Source organism: Saccharothrix sp. NRRL B-16348, from assembly GCF_001280085.1.
GTDB lineage: Bacteria > Actinomycetota > Actinomycetes > Mycobacteriales > Pseudonocardiaceae > Actinosynnema.
Window position 1 is genome coordinate 1 of record NZ_LGED01000209.1, and the last position, 20494, is coordinate 20494.

Below are 20494 nucleotides of genomic sequence, written 5' to 3' on the forward strand. Positions count from 1 at the left end.
AAACTCCTCACCGACAGCGGTTGATCATCCGTGTTGCAACGACCACTGGAATCCACCCTGCCTGGAGTGCCCGTAAGGGCCCCATGTCAAATCGAGCCGAACTCAACCACCGAGCCGCGACTGGACCGACCAACCCCAAACCCGACCACCAACCCGACCACCAAACCCAACCTCAGAACGCGATACCCCACCCATCGATCTTGCCGGTGTCATACGTGTACACGTCCTTCACCCGCAACTTCCACGTCCCGTTCTTCTCCTCCGCCGACGCGTCCACCTTGAACGTCTCGTGGATACCGTCCGCCGAACTCTCCCCACCGGCCTTCCGCAGCACGAACACCGCACCGCTCGGAGCGACCAGCTCCACCGCCAGATCCGCGGTGTACGGGTGCACGACGTCCACCTTCACCGACGTCGCCGCCGTGCCACGACCGTCGCATTCGGACAGCACGATCTCCGACGTGACCGCGTCACCGGCGTCCGGGATCGCGACGTCATCGGTGTTGGCTCCCTCGCACGCCGGCGGGTTCGGGTCGTCGCCGCCGATGAACGCCGTGTACAGCAGCTTGTTCGGCGTACCCGGCCCGGAGTTCTTCACCACCCCGTCCGTCGCGTTGTCGATCAACGCCTTCGCCACCTCCGCCGGCGTGGCCGCGGCGCCGGCCGGGTTCGCGCCCAGGTACAACGCCGCCGCCCCCGCCACGTGCGGTGACGCCATGGACGTGCCGCTGATCGTGCGCTCACCACCGTTGTTCCACGTCGACGTGATGTTGGTGCCGGGCGCGAAGATGTCGGTGCAGCGGCCGAAGTTGGAGAAGGACGACCGGGTGTCCGTGTTGTCCGTCGCGTTCGTCGTGATCGCCTCGGGGGCACGCGCCGGCGAGGTGTTGCACGCGTCGCGGTTGTCGTTGCCCGAGGCCACGACGACGGTGACGCCGGCCGCGACCAGCTTCTTCACCGCGTCGTCCACCGACGTGCTGCGCGGACCGCCGAGGCTCATGTTGGCCACCGCCTGCTTGGCCGCTTGTTGCGCCACCCAGTCCAGGCCGGCGATGATCTGCGACCACTGTCCGGAACCTCGGCAGTCGAGCACCCGCACGCCGACCAGCTTCACGGCCTTGGCCACGCCGTACGTGGTCGAGCCGATGGTGCCCGCGACGTGCGTGCCGTGACCGTGGCAGTCCTGCGCCTCCGCGTCGTCGTCGATGAAGTCGTGCCCGTCGACGGCCCGGCCGCCGAAGTCGGCGTGCGCCTTGTGGATCCCGGTGTCGACCACGTACGCGGTCGCGCCCGATCCGGTGCTGTTGTACGTGTACTTCCGGTCCAGCGGCAGGTTCTTCTGGTCCACCCGGTCCAGGCCCCAGGTCGGGTTGTCCTGGGTGTCGGTGGCGTGCGCGATGCCGTCCTGCTCGACGTACTCGACCGCCGGGTCGGCGGCCAGCCTCCGCGCCTGCGCCTCGTTCATCGCGGCCGCGAAGCCGCGCAACGCGGCGGTGTAGGTCAGTTTGACCTCGCCGCCGTACGTGCCGACCAGTGCCTGTGCCACGGCGGGCGTCTGCTGCACGCTGACCGCGGTCTCGCGCAGCGCGACGATGTAGCTGTCCTTCACCGCGCCGGGCTGGTCCGCGCCGAGGATGTCGCCCTCGCCTTGCCTCCCGACGGCGTAACCAGAACCGGCTCCGGCCAACAGCAAGGCCGACGTCGTCAGGGTTGCGGTGACGACCCGTCGCCGGGTCGAGCGATCGTGTCGCATCGGTCGTTCTCCGTTCCACTCGGCCGCCCGGCAATCGGTTGAAGACTGGCGGCCACGTGGAACCACCCTCCGGTGACGACGGACGTCTGCGGTCCGGATAGCGGGTGCGTAGGGCTACGCGAACTCATCGGGCGGTGGCCTCCGGACCTCGACCGGCTCGTCACGACCTCGACTACCCGGCCCAGTACGCGATCATGCGTCCGGAGCAGTCACCGGATCGGGCGATCGGCCGCGTCGACTGCCCCGATAGGCCCTCTCCCGCGCCCTGGCGAGAACGGCCGGCGCCAGGTCGAGGCCCGCCGGGCGGTTCAGGACCGGGTCGAGCGCGGGCAGGTCGCGGTCGACGTCCAGCGGTCGGACGACGAGCCTGCCGACCGGTCGCCACGGCGCGCCGATCTCCAGCGTGAACCCCAGTTCCGCCGGCAGGCAGGCCAACGCCGCCGAGCACAGCCGACGGGAATCGGGGACGGCGGCCAGCCACACCAACCGGTCGCGCCAGCGGAACGGGGTGATGCTGCCGTACCGGGAGCTGGTCCACGTCCGCGCGGGTCTCGGCAGCACTCGGGCCGCACAGGTGGACAGCAGCACGTCCCAGGGACCGGGCAGCCTGAACGCCAACCCGAGCACGTCGGGCAGCCCGCCCGGTGTGCCCGCGCCCTTCGACAGCCGACCGGACACCTCCGTCACGCCGACCGGCAGCGGCAGCCCGGGGTCGAACGTCGCGGTCACCGTGCCGTCGAACCACCGGCCGCGCGGGTGGAACGCCTTGGCGTCCCGCGCGCCTGCCAGCACGCGGAAGGCGGGTTCCACGAGGTCAGGCGCTACGCGCATGCGGATTGCCCTTGAGCGCCAAGCCCAACGCCACCATCCCGAGGCCGAGACCGAGGTGCAGCCAGTCGTCGGCGGCGTTGACCGGCACGAAGTTCGCCGCGCCCGCCTTGTCCACGATCAGCCCGTACAGCCACAGCACCAGGTACACCGCTCCGCCGCCGATCAGGAACGCCCGCGCGGCCGACGCGGTCCGCGCCATCGCCAGGCCCAGCGCGCCGAACAGCAGGTGCACCAGGTTGTGCAGCACGGACACGTGGAACACGCCGATCAGATGCGCGCCGGACTCGGGGCCCGCGAACGTGATCCGGTCGAGGTGCGTGGTGATCCCGGGCACGAACCCGAGCACGCCGACGACCAGGAACACGACCGCGACCGCCATCGCCGCCGCACGGACCGGGTGCGGCAACCGCGTGGTCGCACTCATAGCGGATCACCTCGCCTGTGACGGTGGCTCCCGCTCGACTACCCCGCGATCACCGCTCGAAACGGCACGCGACACCCTCCGACGACGACCGTCCGCCGGATCACCGCCCGCACCGTCACCCGCCGAACCATCACTCACCGCACCAGCACCCACCACCCCATCACCGATCACCGCATCACCGACCGCACGACCACCCACGGGCCGCCCACTCACCGCACCACCCACCGCACCACCCACCGGCCGCCCACTCGCCGCACCACCCACCGGCCGCCCGCTCGCCGCACCACGCTCCTCCCCACTCGCCGCCACCACCTCACTCGCCGCCACCCGCCCGCTCGCCGCCGACGCCACATCGGGGTAGCGCGGGAACAACCGGTCCAGGTCCGTGCGCTCGAACACCCGCCGCACGTGCGGCGGCACGGCGGCCAGCCGCAGCCAACCGCCCGCCCGCTGAGCCCTCGCCCTGGTGCGGACCAGCGCGCTCATCGCCTGGGCGCCGCAGAACGCCACCCCCGACATGTCGAGCACGATCCGGTCACGTCCCTCGCTCACCAGGCGATCCATCCGATCCAGCACCCGGCGCGCGCCCGCCAGGTCCAACTCCCCGGTCGCCACGACCACCGCGCACCCCGTCCGGTGGGCCTCGACCGACAGCGCCAGCATCCCGATCCCTTCACGCCACCCGGCAGTACTCGTCGTCATCGCCAGCCCCGATCAGGCTGAGCAGCAACCCTTCCCTGGTCGACCAGGGGCATATCTCCACCTGCTCGTGCCCCGTGGCCACCATCAACGCCTCCGCCACCAAGGCACCCGCCAACGACTGCTCCGCCCGATGTCGCGAGATGCCCGGCAGCCGTGCGCGCCGGGGCACCGGCATCCGGGCCAGCCGGGGTATCCAGCCGCGCAGGTCGGCCAGGCGCAACGTGCGCGGCACGAACGGCCCCTCGTGCTGCGGACGTGCCCCGGCCAGCCGCGCCAACTGCTGGAACACCTTCGAGCACCCGACGGCCCGGTGCGCGGCGACGGCCGTGCCCTCCAGCGCGACCACCACCCGGTCGTGCACCAGCACCTGCTCCCGGGCCAGGCCTCGGTGGTCGCGCGGCGCGGTCCGGTTGAACTCGAGCCGTCGCGTCATCGTGCGGGCGCCGAACGGCAGCGAGAGCGTGAACGACGGCTCCACGTCATCCCCTGCCGCCAGCTCCACCGTGCCGCCGCCGACGTCCAGCACCAGCAGCGGGCCGACGCGCCAGCCGAACCAGTGCCGCGCGGCCCGGTAGGCCAGCCGCGCCTCCTCCTGGCCGGGCAGCACGCGCAGTTGGGTGCCGGTGCGGCGGGCGACCTCGGCGATGACCTGGTCGGCGTTGGGCGCGTCGCGGATGACGGAGGTGGCGAACGGCACTACGGCGGAGACCCCGGCGCGTTCGGCGATCCGGTGCGCGCCTTGGACGGCGGTCACAACCTGTTCCACGCCCTCCGGGCGGAGTCGGTTGTCCCGGTCGAGCGCCCGGTCGAGCCGGAGCCGGGTCTTGTGCGCGAGGACGGGGTGCAGTGGTGAACCGGACACGACGACCAGGTGGGCGCTGAAGCAGCCGACGTCGAGCACGCCGACCTGGCCAGGTCGTCCGGACATACGTCACCACCATCCAGGAGCGAGAGGTACAGAGAGGGGTGCCCAAAATCGCATCGGGTGAAACCGGATTGGGTGATCCGACTGCGGGTAGTTCACGACCATGACTGCTTCGGAGAGGCCGCTGGCGGTGGTGACCGGCGCGTCCAGCGGGATCGGGCTGGAACTGGCGAAGGTGTTCGTCGAGCACGGGTTCGACCTGGTCGTGGCGGCGGAGAACGATGTGGTGCACGACGTGGCGCGCGCGTTGGCCGCCGGTGGGGCGCGGGTCGACCCGGTGCGGGCGGACCTGGCCACGTTCGAGGGCAACGAGGACCTGGTCGCGGTGGTCGAGGGTGTCGGGCGGCCGGTGGACGCGTTGGCCGTGAACGCCGGGGTCGGCGTCGGCGGGGACTTCGTCGACGACAGCGACCTGCGCACCCACCTGCGGGTGGTGGACCTCAACATCGGGTCGGCGGTGCACCTGGCGAAGCGGCTGGTGCCCGCGATGGTGGAACGCGGCACCGGCCGGGTGCTGTTCACGTCGTCGGTGGCGGCGACCGCGCCGGGGCCGTTCCACTCGGTGTACGCGGCGTCGAAGGCGTTCCTGGCGTCGTTCTCGCAGGCGTTGCGGGAGGAGCTGCGCGACAGCGGGGTGACGGTGACGGCGCTGATGCCGGGGCCGACGGACACCGACTTCTTCCGCCGGGCCGGCATGACCGACACGAAGGTCGCGACCGGCCCGAAGGACGACCCGGCGGACGTCGCGCGGGCGGGGTTCAAGGCGCTGATGGACGGCGACGACCACGTGGTGGCCGGTTCGCTGCGGAACAAGGCGCAAGCGGCAGCGGGCCGCGTCCTGCCGGACCCAGTGAAGGCGCGGGCGACGCGCTTGATGACCGAACCGGGCTCGGGTTCCTAGCCTCGGATCCGCACTGGTCAAAGCCGCCGACCAGAGCCGCCGACCCCGAAACCCACGGGCTAGAACTCCGGGATGTCCGGCACCCGCCTCTTCGACCTCGACCTCTCCCCAGACGCGTGCGCCGGTGCATGCGCCTGTCCCTGTCCCTCATCGCGATCACGCGTCGCACCCGGCTCCGGCGTCTCGTCCCCGATCAGCGACCGGTACTCGTCGACCTCCTGCGGGGTCGGGTCGATCGGCGCTTCCTCGGCGATCTCGTCCGGATCGACCGGTTCCCGCGGCTCCGGTGGTTCCTGTGCTGCTGTCATGACCGCTGGTTACCCAGTGTGCGGACGCTCGAACGGGGTAACCGTGACGCCGTGACCATCCACGCGAGACGAGACGTCCCCGCCCTGCCCGACCTGGTGTTCAACGCCGCCGCCGACCCCGCCCGCCTGGCCTCCTGGCTGCCCGACCCGTACCAGGTCGTCGGCCGCACGGACGACGTGCTGATCCTGCGCGCCAACGGCGAGCCGCACCAGGTCAGCCTCGCCGCCGACTACGACCAGCTGCTCCTGACGTGGGAACCACTGGCCGGGCACGGCTGCCGGGGCGAGCTGCGCGTGTCGCTGGCGGGCGTGGCGGGCAGCGTCGCCGAGCTGCAGGTCGACGACTGCCCCGACGACCAGCTGCCGTCACGCCTGCTCGAAGCGCTCGCGAATGAGGTTGAGCAGAACCTCACCGCCGGCTGATCATGCCCCGGTGGACTTCCGCACCGCCCGGCCGGACGAACTGCCGCTGCTGCCCCCGATCGAACGCGCTTCCGGTGAGCCGTTCCGCGAGTTCGGCATGCCCGAGATCGCCGACGACGACCCGATGCCGCTGAGCACCCTGGCCCACCTGCACGTCTGGGTGGCCGCCGACCCGCACCCGATCGCCTGGGCCGCGGTCGAGGAGGTGGACGGCGCGGCTCACGTCGAGCAGCTCTGCGTGCACCCCGACCACTCACGGCGCGGTATCGGGGCGGCGCTGCTCGATCACGTCGAGCGCTGGGCGGCGACGCGCGGGCTGGCCGCGTTGACCTTGACCACGTTCCGCGACATCCCGTGGAACGGCCCCTATTATCGACGACTCGGGTTCCACGACGTGGCGGACCTCACGCCGGGTCTGGCGGCCGTCGTCGCGGCCGAAACCGCACGTGGTCTTGACCCGGCGACACGCGTTTGCCTGCGCAGACCGCTCCGCAACGGTGTTCGGGCGCGATACTGAACGGGCAGACCTCCCGCCAGCAACCGTTCGGAGGGTTCCCCCGGTGGTCGACTTCGTGCACGAGGCACTGCTCTACCGCGACGACGAGGACTACCTCGCGGGAACAGTGCCGTTCGTGCGCGACGGCCTCGCCGCCGGTGAGCCGGTGCTGGTCGCCGTGCCGCAGTACGGCATCGACCTCCTGCGGCGCGCGCTGGGCCGGCAGGCGGAGCAGGTCGAGTTCCTGGACATGAGACGCGCCGGGCGCAACCCGGGCCGGATCATCCCCGGCGTGCTGGCGGCGTTCACCGACAACAACTCCACCTCCACGGGTCGGGTGCGGATCGTCGGCGAGCCGATCTGGCCGGACCGCACGGAACTCGAGTACCCGGCCTGCGTGCAGCACGAGGCGCTGATCAACACCGCGTTCGAGGACCGGCCCGCCTGGATCCTGTGCCCGTACGACACGACGAACCTCTCGCCGGAGGCGGTGCGCGACGCCGAGACCACCCACCCGATCGTGGTCGAGGGGCAGCGGCGCAGGACCAGCGTCGGCTACCGCGAGCCGTTCCTGATCGCCGAGGAGTTCAACCGACCGCTGCCGACGCCCCCGCCGGACGCGGTGACCCGCCGGTTCGACCTGGACGCCCTGGGCGTCACCCGGCGGCTGGTGGCCGCGTTCGCCGTGGACACGGGCCTGACCGCCGACCAGGTGGAGGACCTGGTCCTCGCGGTGAACGAGCTGACCACCAACAGCGTGGTGCACGGCGGCGGGTTCGGCACGCTGCTGCTGTGGCGCGAGGGCGGTGCCGTGGTGTGCGAGGTGCGTGACGCGGGCCGGATCGCGAGCCCCATGGTGGGCCGGCGCAACCCTGGCGCGAACGCACGCGGCGGCTACGGCGTGATGCTGGTGAACCTGCTCTGTGACCTGGTCCGCGTGCACACCCACGAAGCCGGCACCTCGATCCGCGTGTACATCGGCTGACCCCCTCGCCGCCACCGCACCTCGCCCGCCCACGTCCGCCCGACCCCACGCCGTCGGCGTCCCGAAGCGGTTCGCGTGTGTGCTTGCCCACCAACCGAACCCCGATGCCGGATTCGCCCTGGTCACGAATCGCCCTTCGCGCGAAAACGCCGCCGCCGCACACGCCCCGACCGGCAGAATCGGCCACGTGACTCCCGCACTTCTGCTCGCCCACGGGGCCGGTGGCACGGTCCGCGCCAACTTCAGCCCGCTCATCCCGCGGCTGTCGCGCAAGCGCAAGGTGCACGCGGTGGACTTCCCGGGCTCCGGGACCACCCCCCGCGTGCCCGGCCCCCTCGACCTGGACGACCTCGCCGACCGGCTGGTGGCCGCCGCCGAAGGCGAGGAGCGGTTCGCGGTCGTCGGCTACTCGATGGGCTGCGCGGTCGCCGTGCGCGTGGCTCAGCGGCACCCCGAACGCGTGACGGCCCTGGTGCTCACCGCCGGGTTCGCCCGCATCGACGACGAGACCCGGGAACGGATGCGGGAGTGGCGTCGGCTGGTGGACGCCGACCGCGCGGAGCTGGCCCGCTTCCTGCTCTCGATCGCGCTGGGCGAGCCGTTCCTGCGGCGGATGACCGCCGAGCAGACCGAGGGTTTCCTGGAGCTGATCGCGCTCACCATCCCGCCGGGCACGCCGGAGCACGTCGACCTGGTGCAGCGGATCGACCTGCGTGCCGAGCTGCCGTCGCTGACCGTGCCGACGCTGGTGATCGGCACCAAGCACGACCGGCTGATCGCGCCCGGCACCACCCGTGAGCTGGCCGACCTGATCCCCGGCGCGCGGTGGGCGGAGCTGGACAGCGGCCACTCGCCCGCGGTGGAGGCGCCCGCCGAGTGGGTCCGGCTGATCGAGGAGTTCCTGGACTCCGTCCCCGTCCGCGGCTGAGCGCCGCCCGCGTGCACAACAGCTTCGACGGCACGGCGTCGTTCGTGCTGCAGGCCCGGGACGTGCACGGCGACGTGCACGTCCACCTGCCGCCTGCGGCCGGCCCGGTCGACCTCGCGGCGGCGGAGCTGGCCGCCCTGGTGCTGGCGCAGTGGCGCGACGAGTCCGCCGCCCGCGACGTGTTCGACCCCGCGCCGCTGCCGGTGCGGTGGCGGGCGGGCCGCAAGCACGCCGACCACCAGGAGAACATCGGCGGCGCCGTCCCCGAGGGCGACGACCTGGCACGGCTGGCGGAGGCGTTCCGCGCGCTGCCCCGCGGCAGGCTGGTGGTGCTCGGCGAGCCGGGGTCGGGCAAGACCACGTTCGCCATGCTGATGGTGCAGCAGCTGCTGGTGGACCTGCGGGACAAGCAGACCGTGCCGGTGCTGCTGTCGATCGCGTCCTGGGACCCGCTCCACGAGCGGCCCGCCGAGTGGCTGCTGCGCCGGCTCAACGAGGAGTACCCCGGTCTGCACGTCACGCACGGCCGGGCCGCCGTCGAACGGCTGGTGCGCGACCGGCGGGTGCTGCCGGTGCTGGACGGGTTGGACGAGCTGCCGGCGGCGGTGCGCGGCCGGGCGTTGGCGGCGTTGCACAAGGGGCTGGGCGAGGTGATCGTCACGTCGCGTGCCGCGGAGTACGCGGCGGCCGTGGCCGACGGCGAGGTGCTGCGGTCGGCGGCGGTGCTGCGTGCCGCGCCGCTCACCCCGTCCGCCGTCGTCGCGCACCTGCGCACGGCCGTCACACCGGCCCGGTTACCGGCTTGGCGGCCCGTGCTGGACGCGGTGGCGGCCGACCCCGGCGGTGACCTGGCCGCCGCGCTGTCCACGCCGTTGATGGTGTGGCTCGCGCGCCGCGTCTACCGCGCGCCCGCCACCGATCCCGCCGAACTGGTCCGCCTGCCCGACCGTGCCGCCGTCGAAGAGCACCTGCTGGACGGGCTGATCCCGGCCGCGTTCGACGACGAGCACCGCGGCCGGTGGGACGTCGGGCAGGCCACCCGGTACCTGAGGTTCCTGGCCGACCACCTGACGGCACGCCGTGAGCAGGACGTCGCCTGGTGGCGGCTGAGCCGGGCGCGCCCGGCCCGCGTCGCGTTCCTCTCGCTGGCCTCGCTGGTCACCGGGGTGGTCCTGGCGGCGCTGGTGATCGCGGACGTCAACTTCACCGACCTGGACCGGCTCGGCTGGTTCGCGACCGCCCTCGGTTTCCCGGTGGGCGCGGTCGTCTGGACGGTCGTCGAGTTCACGTCGGGCGGGGTGGAGGCCGACGGCCGCCCGCCCACCGGCAGACCCGGCCCGCTGGCGTGGCGCAGGCGGCTCCGGGCGCTGGCGCAGGAAGCCAGGCACCGACCGCGTGGCGCGGCGCTCGCCGTGGTCGGCTGGGTGGGCGGCACGGCCTTGATCGGCCTGCCGCTGGCGTCCGTCGGCGACAACTTCGGGTGGTTCCTGCTGCCCGCGGCCCTGCTGCTCGGGTTGACCAAGTCGGTGTTGATGTCACCGGTCGACGCGGACCGCGCCGTCGACCCGGACGCGCTGCTGCGCGGCGACCGCAAGGCCGTGCTCGCGACGCTGCTGCTCGTCGCGCCGCAGGTCGGCTCGCTCATGTACCTGCCGACGCTGCACGCGGGCAAACCGGTCGCGGTGCAACTGCTGCTGGGCGCGGCGTTCATGGTCGGCTCGTGGGCCGGCTGCGGCGCGGTGGTGCTGCTGGTCAGCGCGTCGGGCCGGTGGGTCGTGACCAGGATGGGCCTGGCGCTGACCGGGCGGTTGCCGTGGGCGGCCATGGCGTTCCTGCGCGAGGCGCACCGGGCGGGCGTGCTGCGCCGGGTCGGCGGCGTCTACCAGTTCCGGCACGTGCGGCTGCGGGACCGGCTGGCCACGGTGGCGCCCGCGCCGGACCGCGCGCTCACCACGGTGCCGGTCCGGGGCAGCGAGGTGCTGTTCCGGCAGGCGAACACGGTCACGCCGGCGCGGGCGGCGCTGTCCATCGGCGGCGCGGTGGCCTTCGTGGCGTTCGTCGGGCTCGGCACCATGGCCCGGTTGATCATCCCGACCTGGGTGCCGGTGGTCGTCCTGGCCCTGAGCGCCGCGGCGCTGCACTGGCACGTGCGCGGCGTGCCGTTGCGGCCCAACCGGCTGCGGGTGGAGCCGACCCGCCTGGTCGTGTCGTGGCACGGCTCCTCGCGCGAGTTCACCGCCCGCGAGGTCGGTCGGCTGGAGATCCGGCCGCTCGACGACCGGACCTACTACCTGCACGTGCGCACCAGGGCCCGGATCCGGCCGGTCGGAGACGACGGCTGGCTCGTCGTGTGGCCGCTCGGCGTCACCGCCGGGCAGCACCCGGACCTGGAACGGGCGCTGGCGCGGTTCGCGAGGTCGGCCGGTTTGCGGGTCTCCCGGCCGGGCTAACCAGGCCCCATGACCAACACGCTCGTCCTGGACGTGGACGGCACGCTGGTGGACACGAACTACCACCACGCGGTGGCCTGGTTCCGCGCGTTCCGCCGCTTCGACATCACCGTGCCGACGTGGCGCCTGCACCGGGCCATCGGGATGGGCGGCGACAAGCTCGTCGCCGCCGTCGCGGGCGAGCACGTGGAACGGGAGCACGGCGACGACCTGCGCAAGGCGTGGGAGGTGGCGTTCGAGCCGATGCTGGCCGAGGTCAGGCCGCTGGAGGGCGCGCACCGGCTCGTCTCCTCGGCGCTGGAGCAGGACTTCACGGTGGTGCTGGCCAGTTCCGGCAAGCGCCACCACGTCGACCACTACCTGAAGTTGATCGACGCGTCGGGCATCACGTCGACCTCCTCGGACGACGTCGGCGACAGCAAGCCCGCGCCGGACCTGATCGAGGTGGCGCTGCGGCGCGTGGACAACAGCGGTCGGGCCGTGGTCATCGGCGACTCGGTGTGGGACTGCGAGGCCGCCGCACGGGCCGGGCTGCCCTCGGTGTGCCTTCGCACGGGTGGTTTCGGCGAGGCCGAGTTGCGGGACGCCGGCGCGTCGGCAGTCTACGAGGAACTCGACGAGTTGCGGGCGGACCTGACCGACCTGCCGATGGCGTAGGAGGAGTCGTGCGGATCGGCTACACACTGATGACCGAGCAGGCCGGGCCACGCGAGCTGGTCGAGCACGCCGGGCTGGCCGAGCAGGCCGGTTTCGACTTCGAGGTGATGAGCGACCACTACTCGCCGTGGCTGGACGAGCAGGGGCACGCGCCGTACGCGTGGAGCGTGCTCGGCGCGGTCACGCAGGCGACCGAGCGGGTCGAGCTGATGACGTACGTGACCTGCCCGACCGTGCGCTACCACCCGGCGGTGGTGGCGCAGAAGGCGGCGACCGTGCAGCTGCTGTCGGGCAACCGGTTCACGCTGGGCATCGGCGCGGGCGAGAACCTGAACGAGCACGTGGTCGGCCGCGGCTGGCCGCCGGTGAACGTGCGGCACGAGTTGCTGCGCGAAGCCGTGGAGATCATCTCCCAGCTGTTCGACGGCGGGTACGTCAACTACTCGGGCCAGCACTTCCGGGTCGACTCGGCGAAGCTGTGGGACCTGCCCGAGCAGCGCGTGCCGATCGCGGTGGCGGTGTCGGGCGGTCAGTCGGTGCGCACGTTCGCGCCGCTGGCCGACGCCATGGTGGCGACCGAGCCGGACGCGTCGCTGAGCCAGGAGTGGGACGTCTTCCAGGGCGGGCGGTCGCGCAAGATCGGCCAGCTGCCGATCTGCTGGGACACCGACCGCGACGCGGCGGTCGAGCGCGCCCACGAGCAGTTCCGCTGGTTCGCGGGCGGGTGGAAGGTCAACTCGGAGCTGCCCGGCACGTCCGGTTTCGCCGGCGCGACGCAGTTCGTGCGGCCGGAGGACGTGGCCGGGCGGATCCCGTGCGGCCCGGACGTCGGCCCGGTGGTGGAGGCGGTGGCGAAGTTCCGCGACGCGGGCTTCACCGACCTGGCGCTGGTGCAGATCGGCGGCGACCACCAGCCGGAGTTCCTGGACTTCGCCAAGGGCGAGCTGCTCCCCGCCCTCCGCTGACCGCCCCAACCGACCGCACCGCCACCGCCACTGCCACCGCCGCACTGACCGCTCTGCCGACCGCGCCCGCGCCACCCAGCCGACGTCACCACCCACCGACCGTCGGTGGTCAGCCCCGCCCGGACTCGCTGCCGCGGTCCCTCGACGGCGGTCCCGTCACGACCGTGGGCGGGCCGGGGTCCGGCACGATCACGATCGGCGTGTTCGGCGACGTGTGGACGGGCGTCTCCCGCTGGACCTTGGTGGTCGTCGTGGTGGGCGCGGTCTCGGTCGCCGTGTCCTGACCACCGCCGGCGTCGTCCCCGGAGTCCCCGGAGTTCCCGCTGTTCCCGGCCGGTAGTCCCGCCTCCGGCGCGTCCCTCACCACGGTCACCGTGGACGGGTCGCCCGGCACCACCGCACCGGTCTGCGGCGCCTGCTCGGCGACCGGCTCGGCCGCCGTGGTCGTCGCCGGTCCGCCGACGCGCTCACCGGGCTCCGCCCCGAACGGGTCACTCATCGCCAGGAAGCCGACCAGGGTCAACGCCACCGCCGCGGCGGCCGCGCCCAGCAGCAGCGGCACCCGGTTGTCCGACTTCGGCTCCGGCTCGACGACCGCCTCGGGCCGGTCCACCACCGCCACCTCGACCAGCGGCGACAGTCCCGCGCTCGCCCGCTGCGCCTCGGCCAGCAGCCGCTCGCACTCCGCCGCCGACGGCCGCTTGGCCGGGTCGGACGCGGTCATCGCGGTCAGCACGCCCGCCCACGGGTCGGGCAGGTTCGCCGGGATGCGCGGCTCCCGGTGCAGCCGCGACAGCGCCGCCTCCGTGTCGCCGCCCGGGTACTCGGGCCGCCCGGTCAGGCACTCGAGCAGCACCAGCCCGAGCGCGTAGACGTCGGCGGCCGGCAGCACGTCGCCGCCGCGCACCTGCTCGGGCGCGAGGTAGCCGGCCGTGCCGACCAGGATCCCGGACCTCGTCACGCGGGTGACCTGGGCCTGCAGCGCGAGCCCGAAGTCGGCCAGGTACGCCCGCCGCCCGGTCGTGTCGAGCAGGATGTTGGACGGCTTCACGTCCCGGTGCACCACGTCGTTGGCGTGCACGTGGGCCAGCACGCCGGCGATCTGCGACCCGATCGCGGCCACCACCTCGGGCGACATCGCGCCGCGCATCCGACGGCGCAGCGTGCCGCCGTCGACGGGCTGCATCACGAAGTAGGGCCTGCCGCGGAAGCTGCCGGTGCCGTACACCTCGACCAGGCCGGGGAACCGCATGCCGCCGAGCACCTGCGCCTCGCGGTCGAGCCGGATCCGGTCCTCGCCCGAGGCCTCGCCCAGGAAGAACTTGATCGCGACGTTCCGGTCGAGGCGGGTGTCCACCGCCCGGTACACCTCGGCCATGCCGCCCGATCCGTACAGGCTGCCGAGGGCGTACCTGCCGTCGACCACCTCTCCGGTCAGGTCACCGTCCCACATCCGGTTGAACCTCCGCTGTGTCGACGACGGCCCGGACGCCGGAAGCTACCCGTCGCCAGGCACGGTCAGCCACCCGGTTTGCCGTTCCGCGTCCACCTACCCGTAGCACTGCCGTCACAAACCACCGATTTCTTCGGGGTGCCGAAGTCGTGTCGACCCACCGGCCTCCGGGTACATCCGCGACATGACCGAACGCGAGCACGAGCCCACGATCGACGAGTTCATCGACGACCCCGCCGCGAAGGTGGACGCCCTCGGCGAGGTGAACGAGGTCAGGCCCGCGCAGTACGGGGACGACCCCGATGAAGAGTACGAGCACGGGCCCGCGGACGGCGCCGAGCCCACCGGCTGAGCGCCGAAGACCACCCGGTTGAGTGACCTCCGGCGCACGGCCGGGGGAAATTCCCACCCGTTACGGCGCGGCGGTTGCGCAAGTCGTCGTCGGCGGGGTGGTGGTGCTGCTGGACGGCAGGGTGGTCACCGGCGGACCGGCGGAGGCGGGCCGGGTGCCGCTGCACAGGTGCGACTCCACCCGCCCGTCGGCCACGTCGCCGTACGCGAACACGACGTACTCGACGCCGGGGTAGAGCCTGATGCCGCACATCCCGCCGCTGGTGGACGTGATCACGTCGACCTGGGACGGCACGTTGGCCTTGTAGACCCGGCCGACGGCGAGGGTGTAGCGGTACTTGTCGTCGTAGGGGTAGGACGGATCGCCCACCTCCACCGCCTCGCTCAGCACGACACCGGCGAAGACGTAGCTCGCGTCGTAGAAGCGCTGCCCCTCGGTGCTGGGCAGGCAGCTGCAGGCGCTGGCGGGACTGGTGAACACGGCGGTGAGCAGGGCGGCGACGACGGTGACGACGCCGGCCGCGTGGGCTAAGAACCGGAAGCGCGCCAAGGGATCCCCCTCGTGGAAAGGAGTGGTCGGCGGCGGTGTCGACCCAGCGTACGGTCACGCGTGCAGCGCAAGCCAGAGTTCGGCGCGCGCACCTGCGGATTCCAGGGAACGCCCGAGCAGTCGCTCCACCCGTTCGAGCCGGTTGCGCACGGTGTGCCGGTGCACGCCCAGCCGGGCGGCGGCCGGGTCGGCCTGGCCGTGGCACGCCAGCCACACCCGCACCGTCTCGCGCAGCACGTCGTCCAGCGGCGCGAGCAGCGCGGCGGCGAACTCCGCCGCGTCCGGCGCGAGCAGACCGGCCCCGGCGACCTCCTCGAACGTGTCCACGCCCGCCTCCAGCGCCCGCAACGCCTCCCGGTAGCCGCGGGCGACGCCGGTCGCGTCCACCGGGCCGGACGCGGCGGCGGGCACGTCCACCTCACGGGCCAGCACGACGACCCGCCCGTCCACCTCCGCCCAGAAACCCTCCGGTTCGGCCTCCTCACGCAGCACGAACACCCGGAACGTCCCCTCGGGCACACCCGCCACCGGCACACCTGCCAGCGCCAGCCGGAACCGCGCCTCCCGCAGCTCGCGGCGCACCGCGTCGACCTCGTCCGACCGGGCCAGGGCCACCGTCAGCAGGGACGCCGCGGTGTTGACCACGCCCGCGTCCAGCGGCCGGGCGGCCGCGACGGCGAGGTAGCCGCGCCGACCCAGCACCTGCATGGCGACGTGCCGCTCCCCCGCCTGCCACGCCGCGCCGGCCGGTCCGCCCGTCGACGCGAGCCGCCGCACGTGCCCGGCGAGGTCCGGCAGCGAGCCGACGACGTGCACCGGCGTGCCGTGCGGGTCCAGCAACGCCGCCGCGCCGTCGATGAGCCGCGCCAGCCGCCGCACGACACCCGGCGGCCCGTCGCCGACCGCCGCCCTGGTCAGCGCCCGCTGCGCCGCGCCGGTGTGGGCCAGCGCCGCGTACTCGTCCGCCGCGACGGCCCGCGACACCGCCTTGGCGATCGCGATGAACGGCGTGGCCCGCGGCACCTCCAGCAACGCCAGCCCGACGTCCCGAGCGGCCCGGAGCAGGTCTTCCGGCACGTGGTCGTGGCTGAGCCCGGTGCCGAACCCGAGCCCGACCGCGCCCGCCGCGACCAGCCGCCGCACGTACCCGTCGGGCGGGCCGAGCGCGATGCCCGTGGTCAGCAGCAGCTCGCCGCCCTCCAGGAACGGCGTGGGGTCGGCCAGCTCGGTGCTGTGCGCCCACGCCACCACCCGGCCCAGCCCCGCGTCCACGTGCACCGTCAACCCAACCTGGTGGGCCAACTCCCCGACCGTCAACGCCATGGACACTGTGTACAGCCTCCGAGCACCCGCTCGCCACTGTGGATACTGTCGTCTTACGGCCGACCGGTCGATGCTGGATCCCGGTGATCCGCCTGCCACCACCGCTCGTCCTCCCGGACGAGCCGATGAGGCCTGGACGTGCTTGAAGGAGCCCTTCAGTGACGACGACGCCGTACTGGGTCGCGGGACAGCCCGCGACCGGCCAGGACCTGGTCGAGATCCGCACGCCGCACGACGGCGCGGTGGCCGGCGTGACGTCCCACGCGACCGCCGAGGACGTGGAACGGGCCGTCGCCTCCGCGCACGCCGTGGCCGGCGAGTTCGCCGACCTGCCCGCGCACGCCAGGTCTGCGGCGCTGGACCACGTGTCGCGCCGGCTCGCCGAGCGCGCGGACGAGGTGGCCGAGCTGATCACCGCCGAGTCGGGCAAGCCGGTGAAGTGGTCGCGGATCGAGGTCGCCCGGGCGGTGTCGACGTTCCGCTGGGCCGCCGAGGAGGCCCGCCGGTTCTCCGGCGAGCTCCAGCGGCTGGACACCGACCCGGCGGCGAACGGCAGGCTGGCGCTGGTCCGACGGGCGCCGCGCGGCCCCGTGCTCGGCATCGCGCCGTTCAACTTCCCGCTGAACCTGGTGGCGCACAAGGTCGCGCCCGCGTTGGCGGTCGGCGCGCCGATCGTGGTCAAGCCCGCGCCGGCGACGCCGCTGGTCGCGTTGCTGCTGGGCGAACTGCTGGCGGAGACCGACCTGCCCGCCGGGTCGTGGTCGGTGCTGCCGGTGCCCAACGAGGTCGCGGGCGCGCTCGCCGAGGACCCCCGGCTGCCGGTGGTGTCGTTCACCGGGTCCGGCCCGGTCGGCTACTCGATCCTGGACCGGGTGCCGCGCAAGCACGTCGTGCTGGAGCTGGGCGGCAACGCGGCGGCCGTCGTCTGTCCGGATTGGACGGACCTGGACCGGGCGGCGCAGCGGATCGCCACGTTCTCGATGTACCAAGGTGGCCAGTCGTGCATCTCGGTGCAACGCGTGTACGCGCGCGAGGACGTGTACCCGGCGTTGGCCGAAGCCGTGGTGGCGCACGTGCGCAAGCTCGGCACGGGCGACCCGACCGACCCGGACACCGACGTCGGCCCGCTGATCAACGAGGCCGCCGCGCGGCGGGTCGAGGCTTGGGTGGACGAGGCCGTGGCCGCGGGGGCTCGCGTCCTCACCGGCGGGCGGCGGGCGGGCGCGACCTACGAGCCGACCGTGCTGGCCGACGTGCCGCCGGCGTGCAAGGTGGTGGACGAGGAGGTGTTCGGGCCGGTGGTGGTGCTGGACTCCGTGCCGTCGGTCGACGAGGCGTTCGACCGGGTGAACGCGTCCCGGTTCGGGCTGCAGGCCGGCGTGTTCACGCACGACGTCCGGGTGGCGTTCCGCGCCGCCAAGCGGCTGGCCGTCGGCGGGGTGATCGTGGGCGACGTCCCGAGCTTCCGCGCCGACCAGATGCCGTACGGCGGCATCAAGGAGTCGGGAACGGGCCGCGAGGGGGTGCGTTCGGCGATGGACGACCTGACCGAACAACGGGTCCTCGTGCTCACCGAACTGGACCTGTAGCGCTTGACGCACGCCGTCGTCGCGCCCTCGGCAGCGTCACGGCGGTGGTGCGGGGCGCGCGCCGGTACGGTCGCCGATCGTGGACAGGGTGCGGGTCAGGTCGAAGGCGGAGTTGGGTGGGGCCGGGTTGCCCGTCGGCCGGCCGGTGCTCGTGCTGGTCGGCGGCGCCGGCGGGATGGAGCGGGACGGGCTGGAGGCGTTGGGGGTGGTGCTGCGCGAGTTGGTGCCGCTGCTCGACGCGTGCGGCGCGGTGGTGGTGGACGGCGGCACGGACGTCGGCGTGATGCGGGCCGTCGGTCGGGCGCGGGCGGCGGCGGGTGGGCGGTTCCCGCTGGTCGGGGTGGCCGCCGAGGTCGCGGTGGACCTGGCCGCGTTCGAGCCGAACCACACCCACCTGGTGCTGGTGCCCGGTGGCGAGTGGGGTGACGAGTCGCCGTGGCTGGCCGAGGTGGCGGACGTGGTCGCCGGGCCGGAGCCGTCGCTGACCGTGCTGGTCAACGGTGGCGCGATCACGTACGACGACGCCGAGCACAGCCTGGGCCGCAACCGGCCGCTGGTCGTGCTGCGCGGCAGCGGGCGGACCGCGGACGCCATCGCCGAGAGCGCGGACGATCGGTCCACCGCGATCGCCACGTCGCCGTTGACCACCGTGCTCGACTCCGACGAGTTGCGTGCGCACGTCGAACGCGTGTTCCGACCGGGAGGGCGGCGATGACAGCGAAGGGCTTGGGTGACGACGACCTGCCGGGCCTGTTCGAGGCGGCGGACAGCGCGTCGTTGGACGGCCAGCACCGCTACGTCCGCGGGGTCCGGCTGCGCCTGCTGCTCGCCGTGGCCGCCGCCGCGACCGGCGCCGTGCCGTTCATCGTGGGTCGGGTCGACGTGGCCGCGATCGGCACCGCGATCGCGCTGGCCGCGGTGTCGATCACCGAGCTGAACCTGAAGGCCGCCCGCCCCGAGGACCGCTGGTACGACGGCAGGGCGTTGGCGGAGTCGGCGAAGAGCCTGGCGTGGAAGTTCGGCGTCGGCGGCCTGCCGTTCGAGAAGACCGGCGACGACCAGGCGACCGAACGCCGGTTCATCCAGCAGCTGCACAAGCTGCTGGAGGACGCGCCGTCGACGAGCATCCGACCGTCGCAACGGCCCGTCGTCACCAAGGGCATGCGAACCCTGAGGGCCGCACCGTTCGCCGAGCGCAAGGCCGCGTACCTGGAGGCGCGGATCGCCGACCAGCAGCGCTGGTACACGGCGAAGGCGGCACGCAACGAGCGGCTGGCCGGGTGGTGGCGGGCCGGGCTGCTGTCGATCGAGGTGATCGGCATCTGCGCGGCGTTGGGCAAGGCGGTCGGCGCGGTGCGTTTCGACCTGGCGGGCGTCGTGGCGGCGGTGATCGCGGCGGGCACGGCCTGGATCAGCCTGCGCCAACTCTCCACCCTGGCCCGCGCCTACACGTTCGCCGCCAACGAACTGGCGATCGTGCGCAGCCGGTTGGAGCTGGTCGAGGACGAGCCGTCGTGGGCGAACGAGGTGGCCGACGCGGAGGAGGCAGTGAGCCGTGAGCACACAATGTGGCGCGCCTCCCGCACCCGACCGTCCAGTTGACGTCGCTCCCGTTGACGGTTGTCACGTGTCCTGTCCGGCTGAAGTTGACCGAGAGGAACCATGGCCGCGTGTCGGATCTTCACTGGGACCAGGTCAGGAGCTTCTTCGATCCGGACCTGATGGGGTCGCTTCCTGACGTGTTCGTCCCGGACACCTCGGCGGAGGACTGGCAGGCTGTGTTCGACCTGGTCGAGGCGCGTGGCTGGCAGTGGGAATTCGTCCAGGGCGACACGGCGCTGCCGCTGCCCTTGGCCACTGACGCGCTCGCCCGCCCGCCCGATGCCGAATTGGTGGAGCTGAAAGTCCGGCCGGTTCCGGGGATGCTCGCGATCTTCCGTCTCATGTCGGCCGAAGAGATCGACTTCGACATCGATCTGCGGGAGTTGCAGGGGCAGGATGGCGTCGACACCCTATGCAGGTTCCTCGGCGAGATCGGGCGGAAACTGGGCAAGCCGGTGCTCATGACGTCGGAGGGCGGAAGCCAGGCCCATCCGGTCCTCGGGTTCGATCCGGTGCTTGACCGAGTGGTACTGCTGGCTGATCCGCTGGTCCGCTGAGTTCCCGAGACGAACGCGCTGTTCACCACACGTACGCGAGTTCGAACCGCTCAGCCGGCGACGCCCGCGCGCCGCCGGGTACAAGATCAAGCGTCGGCACGGCCGCATTCTCTCGGGCGACGCCAAAGCCGACTCACCACCCCCGACAAGTACCTCCGGACGCCGAAACCCTCACCGACAACTAGGTCCGGACACCGACAACTTCAGCCGGACACGACACGACGGTCGTCACGTTGACGGTTGTCACAGGGCAATCACAGAGAGTATGGTCTAGACCTGCCGCCGCGTTTGGGTGAACGCTCCACCCAGCGCACTCGGGTT

At 72.8% G+C, this 20494-nt stretch carries 22 protein-coding genes; 13 read left to right on the forward strand and 9 right to left on the reverse strand.

Going from position 1 to position 20494, the window contains the following annotated elements; translation table 11 throughout:
* Positions 1 to 172: 172 nt before the first annotated feature.
* From ADK67_RS26030 to ADK67_RS26050, 5 genes are all read right to left on the reverse strand, one after another.
* On the reverse strand, positions 173 to 1753 hold the full coding sequence (locus ADK67_RS26030; RefSeq protein WP_053719139.1) for a S8 family serine peptidase: 1581 nt from the start codon (positions 1751 to 1753) through the stop codon (positions 173 to 175).
* Positions 1754 to 1945: 192 nt separating this feature from the next.
* Entirely contained in the window at positions 1946 to 2584 is a 639-nt protein-coding gene (locus ADK67_RS26035; RefSeq protein WP_053719140.1) for a hypothetical protein, read from the reverse strand.
* Positions 2568 to 3008, reverse strand: coding sequence for a DUF4383 domain-containing protein (locus ADK67_RS26040; RefSeq protein WP_053719141.1), 441 nt, complete (start codon positions 3006 to 3008; stop codon positions 2568 to 2570). Before ADK67_RS26040 ends, ADK67_RS26035 begins: the two co-directional genes overlap by 17 nt.
* 6 nt (positions 3009 to 3014) lie before the next feature.
* A complete protein-coding gene (locus ADK67_RS53875) occupies positions 3015 to 3710 on the reverse strand; it encodes an STAS domain-containing protein (protein ID WP_231648360.1) in 696 nt (231 codons plus the stop codon).
* Positions 3682 to 4638, reverse strand: coding sequence for a Ppx/GppA phosphatase family protein (locus tag ADK67_RS26050; protein ID WP_053719142.1), 957 nt, complete (start codon positions 4636 to 4638; stop codon positions 3682 to 3684). The genes ADK67_RS53875 and ADK67_RS26050 overlap by 29 nt, the downstream gene beginning before the upstream one ends.
* 100 nt (positions 4639 to 4738) lie before the next feature.
* Here ADK67_RS26050 and ADK67_RS26055 point away from each other — a divergent pair, with 100 nt between their 5' ends.
* Positions 4739 to 5536 (forward strand): SDR family NAD(P)-dependent oxidoreductase, encoded by a 798-nt coding sequence (locus ADK67_RS26055; protein ID WP_053719143.1) that lies wholly within the window; start codon positions 4739 to 4741, stop codon positions 5534 to 5536.
* Positions 5537 to 5595: 59 nt separating this feature from the next.
* Here ADK67_RS26055 and ADK67_RS26060 read toward each other — a convergent pair whose 3' ends face one another.
* Positions 5596 to 5844, reverse strand: a complete 249-nt coding sequence (locus ADK67_RS26060) for a hypothetical protein (protein ID WP_053719144.1) — start codon at positions 5842 to 5844, stop codon at positions 5596 to 5598.
* Between the two features lie 51 nt (positions 5845 to 5895).
* On the opposite strand from ADK67_RS26060, the gene ADK67_RS26065 reads away from it, so the two are divergent.
* The 7 genes from ADK67_RS26065 to ADK67_RS26095 all read left to right on the forward strand — a co-directional run bounded on the left by ADK67_RS26065 (position 5896) and on the right by ADK67_RS26095 (position 12748).
* The gene (locus ADK67_RS26065; RefSeq protein WP_157620838.1) at positions 5896 to 6267 is read left to right on the forward strand and encodes a hypothetical protein; all 372 of its coding nucleotides are present in this window, start codon (positions 5896 to 5898) and stop codon (positions 6265 to 6267) included.
* A 10-nt stretch (positions 6268 to 6277) separates the two neighbouring features.
* On the forward strand, positions 6278 to 6784 hold the full coding sequence (locus ADK67_RS26070) for a GNAT family N-acetyltransferase (RefSeq protein WP_082403799.1): 507 nt from the start codon (positions 6278 to 6280) through the stop codon (positions 6782 to 6784).
* A gap of 43 nt (positions 6785 to 6827) precedes the next feature.
* Positions 6828 to 7748, forward strand: coding sequence for a sensor histidine kinase (locus ADK67_RS26075; RefSeq protein WP_053719147.1), 921 nt, complete (start codon positions 6828 to 6830; stop codon positions 7746 to 7748).
* 187 nt (positions 7749 to 7935) lie between these two features.
* Positions 7936 to 8676, forward strand: a complete 741-nt coding sequence (locus ADK67_RS26080) for an alpha/beta fold hydrolase (protein ID WP_231648361.1) — start codon at positions 7936 to 7938, stop codon at positions 8674 to 8676.
* Between the two features lie 11 nt (positions 8677 to 8687).
* Positions 8688 to 11126 carry an NACHT domain-containing protein gene (locus tag ADK67_RS26085; protein WP_053719148.1) on the forward strand — a complete coding sequence of 813 codons (2439 nt, stop codon included), beginning with the start codon at positions 8688 to 8690 and terminating at the stop codon, positions 11124 to 11126.
* 9 nt (positions 11127 to 11135) lie between these two features.
* Positions 11136 to 11783, forward strand: coding sequence for an HAD family hydrolase (locus ADK67_RS26090; RefSeq protein ID WP_053719149.1), 648 nt, complete (start codon positions 11136 to 11138; stop codon positions 11781 to 11783).
* 8 nt (positions 11784 to 11791) lie between these two features.
* Positions 11792 to 12748: an LLM class F420-dependent oxidoreductase gene (locus ADK67_RS26095; RefSeq protein WP_053719150.1), complete on the forward strand. Its 957-nt coding sequence runs from the start codon at positions 11792 to 11794 to the stop codon at positions 12746 to 12748.
* A 109-nt stretch (positions 12749 to 12857) separates the two neighbouring features.
* Here the strand turns inward: ADK67_RS26095 and ADK67_RS26100 are convergent, their stop codons facing one another.
* Positions 12858 to 14201 (reverse strand): serine/threonine-protein kinase, encoded by a 1344-nt coding sequence (locus tag ADK67_RS26100; protein ID WP_053719151.1) that lies wholly within the window; start codon positions 14199 to 14201, stop codon positions 12858 to 12860.
* 184 nt (positions 14202 to 14385) lie between these two features.
* Between ADK67_RS26100 and ADK67_RS51180 the strand changes: the two genes are divergently transcribed.
* Complete coding sequence (locus ADK67_RS51180; RefSeq protein WP_157620839.1) at positions 14386 to 14553, forward strand: hypothetical protein; 168 nt, start codon at positions 14386 to 14388, stop codon at positions 14551 to 14553.
* A 60-nt stretch (positions 14554 to 14613) separates the two neighbouring features.
* Here the strand turns inward: ADK67_RS51180 and ADK67_RS26105 are convergent, their stop codons facing one another.
* Entirely contained in the window at positions 14614 to 15102 is a 489-nt protein-coding gene (locus tag ADK67_RS26105; protein ID WP_053719152.1) for a hypothetical protein, read from the reverse strand.
* Between the two features lie 54 nt (positions 15103 to 15156).
* Entirely contained in the window at positions 15157 to 16425 is a 1269-nt protein-coding gene (locus ADK67_RS26110) for a PucR family transcriptional regulator (protein ID WP_053719153.1), read from the reverse strand.
* Between the two features lie 158 nt (positions 16426 to 16583).
* On the opposite strand from ADK67_RS26110, the gene ADK67_RS26115 reads away from it, so the two are divergent.
* The 4 genes from ADK67_RS26115 (at position 16584) to ADK67_RS26130 (ending at position 20173) form a co-directional block, all read left to right on the forward strand.
* Positions 16584 to 18014, forward strand: a complete 1431-nt coding sequence (locus tag ADK67_RS26115) for an aldehyde dehydrogenase family protein (RefSeq protein ID WP_053719154.1) — start codon at positions 16584 to 16586, stop codon at positions 18012 to 18014.
* Positions 18015 to 18093: 79 nt separating this feature from the next.
* Complete coding sequence (locus tag ADK67_RS26120) at positions 18094 to 18729, forward strand: hypothetical protein (RefSeq protein WP_053719155.1); 636 nt, start codon at positions 18094 to 18096, stop codon at positions 18727 to 18729.
* Positions 18726 to 19616: a DUF4231 domain-containing protein gene (locus tag ADK67_RS26125; RefSeq protein ID WP_053719156.1), complete on the forward strand. Its 891-nt coding sequence runs from the start codon at positions 18726 to 18728 to the stop codon at positions 19614 to 19616. The genes ADK67_RS26120 and ADK67_RS26125 overlap by 4 nt, the downstream gene beginning before the upstream one ends.
* Positions 19617 to 19684: 68 nt before the next feature.
* Positions 19685 to 20173 (forward strand): hypothetical protein, encoded by a 489-nt coding sequence (locus ADK67_RS26130; protein ID WP_053719192.1) that lies wholly within the window; start codon positions 19685 to 19687, stop codon positions 20171 to 20173.
* Positions 20174 to 20494: the final 321 nt, after the last annotated feature.

Excerpts from the sequence above, each read along its gene's own strand:
- ADK67_RS26030 (WP_053719139.1), bottom strand. The coding sequence starts at position 1,753 with ATGCGACACGATCGCTCGACCCGGCGACGGGTCGTCACCGCAACCCTG.
- ADK67_RS26035 (WP_053719140.1), bottom strand. The coding sequence starts at position 2,584 with ATGCGCGTAGCGCCTGACCTCGTGGAACCCGCCTTCCGCGTGCTGGCA.
- ADK67_RS26040 (WP_053719141.1), bottom strand. The coding sequence starts at position 3,008 with ATGAGTGCGACCACGCGGTTGCCGCACCCGGTCCGTGCGGCGGCGATG.
- ADK67_RS53875 (WP_231648360.1), bottom strand. The coding sequence starts at position 3,710 with ATGACGACGAGTACTGCCGGGTGGCGTGAAGGGATCGGGATGCTGGCG.
- ADK67_RS26050 (WP_053719142.1), bottom strand. The coding sequence starts at position 4,638 with ATGTCCGGACGACCTGGCCAGGTCGGCGTGCTCGACGTCGGCTGCTTC.
- ADK67_RS26055 (WP_053719143.1), top strand. The coding sequence starts at position 4,739 with ATGACTGCTTCGGAGAGGCCGCTGGCGGTGGTGACCGGCGCGTCCAGC.
- ADK67_RS26060 (WP_053719144.1), bottom strand. The coding sequence starts at position 5,844 with ATGACAGCAGCACAGGAACCACCGGAGCCGCGGGAACCGGTCGATCCG.
- ADK67_RS26090 (WP_053719149.1), top strand. The coding sequence starts at position 11,136 with ATGACCAACACGCTCGTCCTGGACGTGGACGGCACGCTGGTGGACACG.
- ADK67_RS26100 (WP_053719151.1), bottom strand. The coding sequence starts at position 14,201 with ATGTGGGACGGTGACCTGACCGGAGAGGTGGTCGACGGCAGGTACGCC.
- ADK67_RS51180 (WP_157620839.1), top strand. The coding sequence starts at position 14,386 with ATGACCGAACGCGAGCACGAGCCCACGATCGACGAGTTCATCGACGAC.
- ADK67_RS26110 (WP_053719153.1), bottom strand. The coding sequence starts at position 16,425 with ATGGCGTTGACGGTCGGGGAGTTGGCCCACCAGGTTGGGTTGACGGTG.
- ADK67_RS26125 (WP_053719156.1), top strand. The coding sequence starts at position 18,726 with ATGACAGCGAAGGGCTTGGGTGACGACGACCTGCCGGGCCTGTTCGAG.